Genomic DNA, 12,729 nt, shown 5'->3' on the forward strand with positions numbered 1-12,729 from the left:
TTTTATTTTCATCCTCACTTTTTAAATTCTGTTACTTGCTTTTTCTTTCCTATGGTCAAGCCTACCTTGGAAACGCGTGGCAAACCAACGTCCTGATTTTCAAAAATTTGATTGTTATAGTCAATGATAAGACGCGATAGATTCTCAGAGTTGACTTCCGCTTGATAGTCCATTTGAATGCTTTCTACATGGCCAGCAGCATTCCCACGGATAGCATTTACGGTAAGGCTACCTTTGGCAAAAAAACCGCCATAAACCCATATGACAGAACCAACACCATATATCGTTGCATCACTATCTGTATAGAAAAAGGCTTTTAAAATTGGGGGATTATCAGGATGCGTCTCTACTGGTATGTTTCCAGCTGAGCTCGTAACATACTCAAAAGGTGCCTTGATCTCACGAAACGAATTGACGCGATAAATATCGATAGCTCCTTTAGAAATAAGGACTAACTCCCTACCTTTCAACTCTTTATCATTCAGCTCATTTCCAACCAACTCTTTACTATCCAACCCTAAAATAGAAGCATCCACAATCTCAGTTTTGCCTAACGTGTAAATGGTTGAATCCATATTAACTGTATTATGAATAGACAAATTTCCTGTAACCAGTATGTTAGCTTTAATGTCAATGCTGCTTCTCTTTAAACTAGTATTATTAATCGTTAAATCACCGTTCACGATGAACCAACTGCTTTTGTTTAAATCTACAGGCTCTGGATGTTTACTTCTCTCTGTGTAAAGCAAATCACTGAATATGTCGCCTCCATCAATCGTTAAATTACCATCATACAGCATTGTAGTATCAAGCTCATTAGAAAACAAAGTCTTAAGACTTTGTTTCTTCGCCTCATACGCGGCATATGCCACCTCATTTGCAGGATCAGGCACCACTTCAGACAGCGGATCAATAATCTCAATCCATGGACGCAAATGTCTTGTCAGACTGTCTCGCGACGCCAGTGCCGTCTTCATCTCAGCTCTTTGTCTATCTGGAGCAGCTTTGTCTTTCCCGATGGCCTGAACCATTTTATCCACGAATGCCTCGTTTACATCAATTCCTGCAAATTTACTCTGATCTTTGACATGTATATTTGCCGAATCCGTGCTAGTCAGCACATCTTTGATTGTTTTTACTCCCTCTCCCTCTTCTTCACTAATACTCTTATAATCGCTATTGCTGTCGCCGACGTTTTCAATCGTATCACATTGGGGACTAGTTTGAGAAAAATGAGCACTCACAGTTTCACAGTAATAGGCATTTAGCCCGTCTCCGGATGCATTCTTTTGTACGTAGGCGCTTCCCTCCAGTTTCGGGAATTTCGTCGATTGATATAAAGGTGTACCCAGGTATAAGTATTCTGCTTCGTTTTTAACCTTTAAAGCCTCACCTGCATAAATATCACCGATGATATAAGGCGTTCCGTTAATCAGCACATTACCTTCCGAACCCATCGCATATTTCAGTGAATCTGGGAATGTGTCCAGGGTAAGCTCCTGAGTTAGTCGACGCGTGACATTATTGACAGTTGCTACAGCGTTTATCGTAATTTTATAATTTAGTGAGCTGTCTTCTTTATCATTTTGTTTGAAAGTAATACTCTCAATTTCCCCTCTGGCCGCACCAACATCTACATCAAGTGAAGTGCTAGTGGATCTTCCGTTTAACTGCACTTTAATATCATCTAACCTCTCTTGAACTTCATCAATATTAACGCCGTCCTGACTTTGAAAATCCGACATGATATAAGCAGCGGCTTCATTCAACGCCTTCTCTGCCAGATGCAGACTTTGAACATCCTTCTGCTTCGTCTCCGTTCTCGTTGCACCGCCTATACTTGCACTCAACACAGCCAAACCTAGTATTGAAAATATAAGAACCATAAATAAAACCAACAGCAATGCTGAACCGCGTTCCTCGCGAAACATGTTATTCCTCCTTAGAAACCGAACTGGCTTTGCAGCTTGAGCTTGTGATCTCTTCCTTTAGATGTCTGACTCAATTCCAATGTGACATTAATAAGTCCATTCGTACATCCATTCGTACAGCTATTTATATGTATGATAGATTCACTCATAACTTGAGATTTTATAGCAACAGCACGGCTGGCAGACTTTTGATCGCTATAGATATACACTTTATGGTCAGAGTTATCAATAACCACATGACTGACTGAATGATGCACAACATTATTTTGATCTATTGTTTTTATGTGCATCAAAATGCCATTTTCCGTTTCATTGTTCGTGCTGAAGTTCTCGATGGTTTCGGGTCCTTGTGTATAAAACTCACTCATAATGGCCGACATAATGATATCGCCTTCGTCACGCAGAGAATTCTCGACATTTACACGATCATAGGCCTTAAATCCAAAGTTAATTACTCCATAAATGGAGCCGGCTATTAAAGAAAAAATACTTATAGCAGCAATAAGCTCGATCAACGAGTAACCTTTTTGCTCTTTCATTCTGCTAACGAATCGTCTCATTGGCGATATAGCCCTCCACAATGACGGGTTTATTTCTTCCGTTATTCACGTTGTTATCTTTGACATTTACTTCAACACGAATTGGCAGTAAATAATCTGCCATCCCTTTTTTTACAGGATCTTTTTTCAATTCATCTGTTATTTCATCCTGATAAGACACGGATATTTGATATTCAATATCATTTACCTTGGGATTAAGCACATCCCAAAGCTTCATATTCGGGTTTAGAAATAAATTTTGCAAATTAGCATTGGGACAAATATTTCTAGGACTACAGTCCTTGGGTGAAATAGGAGGGTTTTTCGTAGTAGAATCAATAAAATAATTATGAATCGTTGCATAGTTCTGCTTTTCCATATAAAACAAGGCATTCCTCGCCAAATTCACCATCACCGTCTTATTCTGATTCCCTTTGTTATAGGACATTGCGTTGATGAAAAACGCCATCATCGCCATGGAAGCTACAGACAAAATCACCGTCGCAGCCAAAACCTCAATCAGCGTAAATCCCTCTTCACGGGGTTCTCTTCTAATCATCTCATGTGCTCCTAGAATTAATAATTTCGACATCTTAAAGAACTTCTATATAGGACTATTGTACCATATCTTCGACCCCAATGACCGATTTCCCTGCATAAAAAATGACAAACCGGGCTCAAATTGTGTCGCTTTCCTAAAATGTCAAAAAAGCCATACTCCCTTATAGGAGCAAGGCTTCTTAAGCTTTTCTCAACTTTAGACGTAAGGCGGGTCCCACGCCTTTTTATCCCATCCAAGCGTGTCGCTGACAACGTTCATGTCCCGATCCAGCAGGACGTTCACTCCGAAAGGCAACTTTCGTTGATGCCAGAACCGGACATCGCGCCACTGTACTTCATAGCCGTCTGTTTTCTCGGTCCAGCACACATGGATGCGCTGCGCGAAGTGCAGGAAAGCACGGACGCCATCCGTAGTCAGGGTAGCTTGCACGATCGGGTGTGACTGTTCCTGATTATAGTCAATTTTGCTATATTCCACTTCAGTCACGACAGAACCATACCGAATTTCACCCAAGTAAAACCGTGTATCGCTCTCAATAACGAATTGCCAACGAAACCAACTGAGACTGGGGATGAGATGACAGATCCCGTCTTCCAGATTCAGTTCCTTTTTCACTAGTCGAATAAATCGTTTCCGCTGATCGCTCCTTATGGCAATGTAGAAGAAGGTCGCCACATAAATCAGCGCAAACATTTCCCCGATATGAAGCCCCCCGCTGCCGTGCCAGACGAATATCCAAATAAGTACGCCAACAGTGTGCAGGCCGAACAGGAAAGGCTCGTAGAGACAGAGGGTATCGAGATGATGCCATTTGGAAGAAAACGGCCGGAAACACTGCACACCATATACGTTAAATAAGTCCAAAAACACATGAAAAACAACAGCCAACAAAGTCCACATATACAAACTAAACAAATGATCCCATACCCCAAAGATAGCTGCAAGAGGCAAGCTGAGCACAATCGGCCAAATAAATAGTGCCGGCAAGGAATGGGTAATTCCTCGATGAACACGCAAATAGTTCGAATACCCTTTGATTCTTGCTATCGTGTCAAAATCAGGGGCATGCGAACCAATGAGCGTCCCGGCCAGAATTGCATGGGTCAAATTCGGATCTTGCGATACGACAGGCTCCAAACAAGCAAGTCCTGCTAAGGTGACGCCGAACAATAAATGGCTTCCTGTGTCCATGTGTCAATCACCCATCCTTTGTTTATGTGTGTTATCCCACTTCAGATGATGTCGTTTGATCGGCATTTGTGGCAGTCGTTTCTTCCCAGCGTTCATGCACATTGAACCAATAGAACCAAGAGCCCGGCTGCTCACGTATGGCCCGCTCCATGAGCCCATTCAGCAGCAGGTTCGCCTCGGCGCGAGCGATACGTCCCGGTATCTCCGTTTGCAGCTCGAGTGGTGAACCAAAAATGAGCTTATGCTTAAATCCGCGGATGCGATGCCCATAAAACGGTACAATCGGGATGCGTAGATCATGAGCAAGCATCGCCGCACCTTCAGGTGTGCGAGTCAATCTGCCGAAGAACCGTGATAAAGGAAACGAGGCGCGCCAGAAGTCCCCGAGCAGAAAGACGACTCCGCCGCTCTGCAAATGCTTCTTTAAGGTCCGATACAGCTCCAGAGGAGGGACACTGTCATAATCCAGTCCCTTGCAGCCCATGGCAGCGAATTTAAAATAAAGCGGTCTAAGCTCCGGGCTGCCTGCAGAAGCAACAGTAAGACAATCATACTTCCTGGTCAAATACCAATAGTAATAGAAAAAGTTGCCAATGTGCGGCGTATAGACGATGAAACCTTTCCCGTTGGCACGACTCTGGGCTTCTTGAAGATTCTCCTCACCCTGCACATCGAAATTATGCGCTTGCAAATTTAACATGCGTTTAGATAAGAAAAGGATCTCAACAAGCGTAAACACAACATTCCCCATATAAGTTTTAGAAATCGCACGAACAGCACGTTTTGGCATTTCATCAAGCAAGTCGGCAATATTATGTTCCACACGTCTTACTAAGCTATTGCGCAAAGCAACATAACCGACAAAAGAGATAAACGTACAAACCGCCTGCAACACCCATAGCGGAATGACCCGCAGCATTCGTTCGATACGCGCCAGCTTTTGTTCATCTGAAGTTAGTTTGGCGATCCCATCATACAAAGCAAATCCTCCTTGCCTAGGTTGTTAGAAAGTGACGTTTATACCGTCTTGTAACCCGCTCTTTTTCCAAAATAATGAAAAAATCGACGGTTTCAAATAGCTCATCATACGCCGGATCTCCACCAATTTCAGCACCGAGCCATTGATAGCCCTTCATGAGCGGGGGAAGCTTACGAAACACATCTTTCTCATTGCATTCAACATCTAATCGAGCAAGTCCGGGAATCCGGTGCGTGGATAACGGTTCAATGCCGTATCGGTTTGTAATCACCTGTTTTTGAAGCAGCATTGTATAAATTAGATTTAAATCTTCTAAATTGCTCATATGTACGCTAGCGCAGCCAATTAAATGGGTGTAGTTTCGTTCCGTAATATAACCGGCAATTCCTTCCCATAAAAGCTGAATCGCTTTACCGCCGCGATACTCCGGTGCAATGCAGCTTCGGCCTAACTCAAGCGTTTGTTCTTTATACGCTGCATAAGCCGCTAGATTAAATTCGGTTTCCGAATAAAAGCCGATGCCATGAATGGCACGATCTCCAGGAAGCAGACGGTATGTACCAACAACCTGATCCGTATCCAAATCTTTCACAATGAGATGATCGCAGTACGCATCATAAGCGTCTTTTTCAAGACCCTCCTCATTGAGCATTCGCATGTTTTTCTCTTCTTCAACGAAAACCTGATACCTTAGTCTCATGGCCTGCTCAATTTCATCTGCGCTGCACGCAAGCCTAACCGCTAATTTGGCCTGCTGAGGCGCCGTATTCAGATGGGGTCCACTCATCATCTTCACGCCTTTCCACTGGATTCTCACATTTCCATCGTAGCAGAGGTTTATTATGGTTTCATTTTCGGATTGTAAATATTTTGTAATGTTTGGAAAATGTAAAATAAACCGCTTTCGTCACTTCGACGAAATACGGTTTAAGGGCATGTAAATTATTTTAACCAATAATAGATGGGTATGAATAAAATGGATGTCATGATGCCACAAAGCGCCATCGACAGTCCGGCAAAGCCGCCCTGCTGCTCCGAATCTTTGACGACTTTAGCCGTCCCTATGCCGTGCGCGGCGGTCCCTAGAGCAATCCCGATGGAGATGTCGTCTCTAATCTTCAACCAGTTCAACAAACGCGTGCCAAACATACTGCCAAACAGGCCTGTCATCGTCGTTAAAACGGCAGTAAGCTCTGGAATCGCCCCAAGTCGCGTAGCTATTTCAATCGAGATTGGTGAGCTGACTGACTTAGGAAGCATGCTAAGAATAATGGACTGGCTGCCACCTAAAAGTCCAACAATAACTGCGCTCGAGGCAATGCCGGTAATTGAACCTGCCAATACACTAAGCATGACGCGTTTTAAATTGGCCTGGATCAAGGATCTATATTTATATAACGGGACACCTAATGCGACGGTTGCCGGTCCAAGTAGAAGGGTCAGTACATCTGCCCCATGTTTAAAGTCCTCAAAAGGAATTCGAAAACCAACTAAAATAAGAATGATAAGTCCTGTACATACAAAAAGCGGGTGCATAAATCGCCATCGTTGATACATCACATTCGCGAATGCATAAATCAGAACACTTAACGATAAACCGAATAAGGGGTGCTGCAGCATATTACCCGCCATATTTCTCCCCTTCCTTACCAAGCTTAGATGATATCCATCCCGTTACGATCAGAACAACCGCTGTCGCACCAACGATTCCACCACAAATGGCAACCAGATTCGCTCCAATGATGGGTAGAAACAAGAGAATACCAACTGTATAGGGGATAAAAAAAAGCATCATATGCCTGGTCAGCAGCGACGCGGCTTCTTCCACCCATTCAAGTTTAACTAGCTTAGCGAATAACGCCGCTGTAAATAGCATGAGCCCGATCACGTTGCCAGGTAGCGGCAGGTGCAGGCCCATTTGGATCACATACCCTATGAAATTAAAAGCTAATAAAATGGCAAAACCAAGCATGTTTTCTCCTTATCTGCTCAAAACCAAGGTCATCCAGAGTCTTTGTAAGCATTTCTTATTTCTCTTAACATAACATAAAAAATCGAGGACATAAAGATAGAAAGCAGTATTTCCGCTGCTGTAATCCCCATTTCGTCACCTCAGTTTCACACCTTTTGGATAGTGTATGAGCACGAAATGCGAAAATGACTTCTTCAAACATATGGACACGATCAACCTAATAAAAAAAAGAGACTATCCATTCGATCATTTCTAACCTTCCGAGATAGTCTCTCCCTTTATTTTATCCTTTGCGCGGCACTTCAAAGCTCCAAAAGTCCTTCGCAATATGACTGTTGCTGTGATGATGCTGCGCTTCTTGCAGCAATTCCAGCACAGCGTCTCCTTGGTAGCGAGAACTAATGTGCGTCATAATCAACGCATTCGCTCCCGCCTCTTGAGCAATTCGCGCCGCATCCGTAGATGTCGCATGATCAAAAGAATAGGCTAATTCCTGCTTATCCATGGCGAATGTCGCCTCATGAACAAGCACATCGGCGCCTCGAGCCAACAGCTGAGCCCCGCTGCAATAGCGGGTGTCGCCGAGGATTACGACGATGCGTCCGGGAATCGGCGCACCCAAGAAATCGGCGCCATGCAGCGTGCGCCCATCCTCAAGCTGAACCGTCTGCCCTTGCTTGAGCATGCCGTAGATCGGCCCGGCTGGTATGCCCAGCGCCGTCAACTTATCCAGCATCAGCTTGCCGGGTTGATCCTTTTCAATGATCCGAAACCCAAAGCATTCGATTCGATGCTCCAAACGCGCCGTTTCAACCAAAAATGTTTCATCTTCGAAGAGGAGTCCTTCTTCCTCGATCTCCACAATCTTTAGTAGATATGTCAGATGCGCACCGCTAACTTCCAGAGCCGTTTCAACGAAGCGTTTAAGCCCTGGCGGGCCAAACATCGTAAGTGGAGTATCGCCTCCCAAATACGAGCGGCTTGTTAACAATCCCGGCAATCCGTATAAATGGTCTCCATGCAAATGTGTGATAAACAGCATTTCAGTACGTCCAAGCTTCACGGGAGAGTTCATAATCTGCTGTTGAGTACCTTCTCCACAGTCAAATAACCAATAAGCCCCTCGTTCATCCAGTAAGTTAAGAGCTATTGATGTTACATTGCGTTGCTTGGAAGGCATGCCTGCCCCAGTTCCCAGAAAATATAGTTCCACGATCTAAAACCCCAATCTCTCTGAAAATCACTGTTGGTAGCAGCGAAAGCGAGGACGCTGCCGAACATCGTGTTCGGACAAGCTGCCTCGCTTTGTGCAATAACTTTTTCTTAGCCTACATTGAAATAACGTGCTTCTTTGTGGGCAAACACGATAGCCGAAACCGATGCTTCCGGCTCCATCATGAATGACTCCGTCAGCTCAACGCCAATATCTTCGGGTTTCAGAAGATTAAACAACTTGGCTTGATCCTCGAGATTAGGACAGGCTGGATAACCGAAGGAGAAACGTTGTCCGACATATTTGGCTCCGAATCTCTCCTGCATCGTCATATCAACGCGATCCGCGATCCCCCAAACATCCCTCATAATATGATGGATACGTTCTGCAAAGCCTTCTGCTACTTCCAACGCTGTCGCCTGCAGCGCGTGAGATTTCAAGTAATCTCCTTTGTCACGCCATTCCTTGGCCAGCTCATTAATATCATGCCCAGCTGTCACAAGCAAGAAGCCTACATAATCCATCTGACCGCTCTCTACAGATTTCAAATAGTCAGCTAGACACAGATACGGTTCTTTGTCTTGACGAGGGAACGTGAAGGTTTCAAGAACTTTACTCTGATCTTGCGGGTCGTAGACGATGACATCGTTTCCGCTTGATTGTGCCGGGAAGAAGCGGTACATGCCATGAGCTTTAATGATTCCGTTATTTTGAGCAGCATACAGAATGGAATCGACCGTATCTTTAAGCTGAAGAGCCTTCGTATCCTTATCGCTAAGTAGTAGCTCTACTTTTCCTTTGAGACCTAGATGATGGCCTAGAAGCATCTGCATGTTGACATATGGCATGAGATGGCTAATCGGGTAATCTCTCATGATATGGCGTTCCGTATCCTGCGGCACTTGTACAGGCAAATCCTTGGACACAGCAGACGAACTCACACGTGTAAGCTGCGGCTGTTTCTCTTCCTTCTTGCCTGTATCCATCACATCGGATTCAAGACTTTCTCTTAGTTCTTGAATGAGACGTTTACGTTGCTCAGGATCGCTTAGGCGGTTGGCAATATCCAGGCCGTCCATGGCATCCTTCGCATAGAGCACTACGCCTTCGTATTCCGGTTGAATACGCGTTTTGGTGAACTTACGTGTCAGCGCGGCGCCACCAACAAGGATCGGCACATCAACACCTGCTGTACGCAAATCCTGCGCAGTAATAACCATTTGCTGTGCGGATTTTACCAATAGACCCGATAAACCGATCGCATCTGCGTTCTCTCTGCGCTGTGCATCAACAATTTGATCTGGCGGTACTTTTATCCCAAGGTTTATAATCTTGTAACCATTATTCGACAGAATAATCTCGACAAGATTTTTACCGATATCATGCACGTCCCCTTTTACGGTTGCCAAGATAATTTTACCTTTGACAGCTGTTTCGGATTTCTCCATAAAGGGTTCCAAATAATTAACGGAGGCTTTCATTACCTCAGCACTTTGAAGTACTTCCGCAACAATCAACTCATTGCCATTGAAGAGTCGGCCTACTTCTTCCATCCCTTTCATTAACGGCCCATTAATTACTTCCAGAGGCGAATATGTTTTCAGCGCAATATCAAGATCTGGAATTAGCCCTTCCTTCGTCCCTTCTACCACATAAGAACCAAGGCGCTCTTCCAAGGAAAGATTGGAGATTTTCTCCTTCTTCTCGACCTTCTTCTCACGGAAATGAGCGACAAATTTCGCCAAAGTCTCATCATTGGTATTGTAAATCAGTTCCTCAGCCAGTTGACGCTCTTCCTCCGAAATAGAGGCATAACGCTCCAGCTTCTCTGTGTTCACAATCGCATAATCGAGACCCGCCCTCGTACAGTGGTACAAATAAACCGAGTTCAACACTTCGCGCCCAGCATCCGGCAATCCGAATGAAATATTGCTCAAACCGAGAATGGTTTTGGCTCTTGGATATTTCTCTTTAATCAGTTTAATGCCTTCAATCGTTTCCACAGCAGAACCAATGTACTGTGGATCCCCCGATCCTACAGGGAACATATTCGGGTCAAAAATAATATCCTCAGGATTCATCCCGTATTTCCCTGTAAGCAGCTCATAAGAACGTGTTGCCACTTCAAGTTTCGCTTCACGCGAGACGGCCTGGCCCCGTTCATCAATGAGAATACAAACAACGGCAGCCCCATATCGATGGATGAGAGGTAAAATCCCGGCAAATTTCACTTCGCCATCCTCCAGGTTAATGGAGTTAATAATCGCTTTACCTTGCGAGTATTTAAGCCCAAGCTCGATAATGTGATCATACGTGGAGTCAATCATCAAAGGTACCTTCACCTTTTTGACCACCTGCTGCATGAACTCTTCTACCGCGTAGGCCTCATCAATGTCCGTATCCTGTAAATTGATATCGATGACGTGAGCGCCATTCTTCACTTGATTACGTGCGATCTCTGAGCCTTCTTCAAATTTGCCTTCTTTAATCAAGCGCTTGAATTTACGCGATCCCGAAATATTCGTTCGTTCACCGACCATGATCGGACGGTTTTCAGGCTCGATAAATAAAGTTTCAATCCCCGAGACAGCGGGTAAATGTGTACCATATTCCGTTCTTGGTTTGTATTCACTAAGCGTTTCTGCCATGGCACGAATGTGCTCAGGCGTTGTTCCACAGCATCCACCAGCAATATTGAGCCAGCCTTGCTCAGCAAATCCTGCCATTTTCTTAGCCAAGGACTCCGGCGATTCATGATAATGACCATTCTCATCTGGCAATCCGGCATTCGGATAACAGCTGATTGCGGTTTCGGCAATACCCGACAGCGTTCGAATGTGATCCCTCATGAATTCAGGACCTGTAGCGCAGTTCAATCCCATTGAGATGGGTTTCAAATGTTCAAGTGAAATATAAAACGATTCGATATTTTGCCCTGCGAGCGTTGTTCCCATTGGTTCAATCGTTCCCGAAATCATAATAGGCAGTTCAAAGCCCAATTTTTCGAAAGCTCTGCGAATACCAATGCTTCCAGCTTTCACATTCAGAGTATCTTGTGACGTTTCCAGAAGAATCGCGTCTACCCCAGCCTCACATAAAGCTAAGGCTTGCTCGTAGTAGCTATCCTCTAGCTGGTCAAACGTAACGCCTCCGGTCACTGATAAGGTTTTGGTTGTTGGCCCCATTGCGCCTACGACATATCGAGGCCATTCCGGTGTTGAATATTTGTTCGCTGCCTCGATAGCCAGCTTGGCTGCAGCGAGGTTCAACTCGCGGTGACGGTCTTGCAAGTCATACTCGGCAAGTACTACACTTGTAGTTCCGAATGTGTTCGTTTCTATCATATCCGCGCCTGCGGCGAAATAAGCTTCATGAATTTTACGAATCACATCCGGGCGAGTTACGCATAGAATTTCATTACAGCCGTCTAAATCATCGCCTCCGAAATCTTCAGCTGTTAAATTCTCTTGCTGAATCATGGTACCCATGGCGCCATCGAGGATCATGATCTTTTTCTTTAGCTGCTCTTGAATCGGTGGTTTAGACATGAAATGACTCCCTTTCAACTTATCCTAAAGCGATAGATAATAAATAATCGACAAATTATGTTAAGATTTAGTGTAACAGAATACGGCTTCTATGAAAAGAATTTGAATTATCACAAATACCTATAGGTTTTATCGGGTAAACTTATGAACTTGCATCGACAGCGCACATCATTTCCACTATAATACAAGTATATTTACTAAGAAAGAGGGATGCTGCATGGCACAAATTAGAATTCGCAATACGAACGAACGAATCGAAGGCGAAGAACAAGTCAAAGCCTTCTTGGATAGCCAACAAGTTGTATATGAACATTGGGATGCGAACAAACTTCCTGAAGCGCTTCGCGAGAAATTCGTGCTTAATGATGAAGAGAAAGCTCAAATCATCAGCACTTATGAACCAGAAATCCGTGATTTAGCAGCTAGACGCGGATACGAAATTTGGGATGTTATCTCCCTTTCCGACGCGACACCGAATATTGAAGAACTCCTTAAGAAGTTTGAGCAAGTTCATACACACACGGAAGATGAAATTCGCGCAATCGTTTCTGGTAAAGGTATCTTCATCATCAAATCCGAAGAAATCGGCTATTTCGATGTAGAACTTGAGCCAGGGGATGTCATCTCGGTTCCTGAGAACACGAACCACTTCTTTACATTGATGGATAATCGCCAAATCGTTGCCGTTCGTCTTTTCATTGAAAAAGATGGATGGGTTGCTTACAACGTGGAAGATCCAGCTTTCAACAAAGCTTAAATCCTTATCTAGACAAAAGCCCAACAGTGCTGGACTC

Annotated in this window: 11 protein-coding genes; 1 reads left to right on the plus strand and 10 read right to left on the minus strand. The window is 44.3% G+C overall.

Translation table 11 applies throughout. The features are described from left to right. Positions 1–14: 14 nt before the first annotated feature. The 10 genes from AC58UW_RS11700 to metH form a co-directional block, all read right to left on the minus strand. Complete coding sequence (locus AC58UW_RS11700) at positions 15–1,931, minus strand: hypothetical protein (RefSeq protein ID WP_497420839.1); 1,917 nt, start codon at positions 1,929–1,931, stop codon at positions 15–17. An 11-nt stretch (positions 1,932–1,942) separates the two neighbouring features. Beyond that, positions 1,943–2,491 (minus strand): PulJ/GspJ family protein, encoded by a 549-nt coding sequence (locus AC58UW_RS11705; RefSeq protein WP_497420840.1) that lies wholly within the window; start codon positions 2,489–2,491, stop codon positions 1,943–1,945. Next, positions 2,475–3,029 (minus strand): type IV pilus modification PilV family protein, encoded by a 555-nt coding sequence (locus AC58UW_RS11710; protein WP_497420841.1) that lies wholly within the window; start codon positions 3,027–3,029, stop codon positions 2,475–2,477. The genes AC58UW_RS11705 and AC58UW_RS11710 overlap by 17 nt, the downstream gene beginning before the upstream one ends. Before the next feature lie 198 nt (positions 3,030–3,227). Then, on the minus strand, positions 3,228–4,223 hold the full coding sequence (locus tag AC58UW_RS11715) for a metal-dependent hydrolase (protein WP_497420842.1): 996 nt from the start codon (positions 4,221–4,223) through the stop codon (positions 3,228–3,230). A gap of 31 nt (positions 4,224–4,254) precedes the next feature. Further along, positions 4,255–5,202, minus strand: a complete 948-nt coding sequence (locus AC58UW_RS11720) for a lysophospholipid acyltransferase family protein (RefSeq protein ID WP_497420843.1) — start codon at positions 5,200–5,202, stop codon at positions 4,255–4,257. A gap of 16 nt (positions 5,203–5,218) precedes the next feature. Next, complete coding sequence (locus tag AC58UW_RS11725; RefSeq protein ID WP_497420844.1) at positions 5,219–6,019, minus strand: GNAT family N-acetyltransferase; 801 nt, start codon at positions 6,017–6,019, stop codon at positions 5,219–5,221. Positions 6,020–6,144: 125 nt separating this feature from the next. Then, positions 6,145–6,834: an LrgB family protein gene (locus AC58UW_RS11730; RefSeq protein WP_497420845.1), complete on the minus strand. Its 690-nt coding sequence runs from the start codon at positions 6,832–6,834 to the stop codon at positions 6,145–6,147. Then, positions 6,824–7,174, minus strand: a complete 351-nt coding sequence (locus AC58UW_RS11735; RefSeq protein ID WP_477500843.1) for a CidA/LrgA family protein — start codon at positions 7,172–7,174, stop codon at positions 6,824–6,826. The genes AC58UW_RS11730 and AC58UW_RS11735 overlap by 11 nt, the downstream gene beginning before the upstream one ends. Positions 7,175–7,457: 283 nt before the next feature. Beyond that, the gene (gene rnz, locus AC58UW_RS11740; RefSeq protein WP_497420846.1) at positions 7,458–8,387 is read right to left on the minus strand and encodes a ribonuclease Z; all 930 of its coding nucleotides are present in this window, start codon (positions 8,385–8,387) and stop codon (positions 7,458–7,460) included. 110 nt (positions 8,388–8,497) lie between these two features. Beyond that, a complete protein-coding gene (gene metH / locus AC58UW_RS11745) occupies positions 8,498–11,935 on the minus strand; it encodes a methionine synthase (protein ID WP_497420847.1) in 3,438 nt (1,145 codons plus the stop codon). A 217-nt stretch (positions 11,936–12,152) separates the two neighbouring features. On the opposite strand from metH, the gene AC58UW_RS11750 reads away from it, so the two are divergent. Continuing rightward, positions 12,153–12,692: a 1,2-dihydroxy-3-keto-5-methylthiopentene dioxygenase gene (locus AC58UW_RS11750; RefSeq protein WP_497420848.1), complete on the plus strand. Its 540-nt coding sequence runs from the start codon at positions 12,153–12,155 to the stop codon at positions 12,690–12,692. Positions 12,693–12,729 lie beyond the last annotated feature (37 nt).

It is taken from the genome of Paenibacillus sp. J22R160, assembly GCF_059692135.1.

Bases quoted from the DNA above. Each gene is read 5' to 3' on its own strand.
- AC58UW_RS11700 (WP_497420839.1), bottom strand. From the start codon at position 1,931: ATGTTTCGCGAGGAACGCGGTTCAGCATTGCTGTTGGTTTTATTTATG.
- AC58UW_RS11705 (WP_497420840.1), bottom strand. From the start codon at position 2,491: ATGAGACGATTCGTTAGCAGAATGAAAGAGCAAAAAGGTTACTCGTTG.
- AC58UW_RS11710 (WP_497420841.1), bottom strand. From the start codon at position 3,029: ATGATTAGAAGAGAACCCCGTGAAGAGGGATTTACGCTGATTGAGGTT.
- AC58UW_RS11715 (WP_497420842.1), bottom strand. From the start codon at position 4,223: ATGGACACAGGAAGCCATTTATTGTTCGGCGTCACCTTAGCAGGACTT.
- AC58UW_RS11730 (WP_497420845.1), bottom strand. From the start codon at position 6,834: ATGGCGGGTAATATGCTGCAGCACCCCTTATTCGGTTTATCGTTAAGT.
- AC58UW_RS11735 (WP_477500843.1), bottom strand. From the start codon at position 7,174: ATGCTTGGTTTTGCCATTTTATTAGCTTTTAATTTCATAGGGTATGTG.
- metH (WP_497420847.1), bottom strand. From the start codon at position 11,935: ATGTCTAAACCACCGATTCAAGAGCAGCTAAAGAAAAAGATCATGATC.
- AC58UW_RS11750 (WP_497420848.1), top strand. From the start codon at position 12,153: ATGGCACAAATTAGAATTCGCAATACGAACGAACGAATCGAAGGCGAA.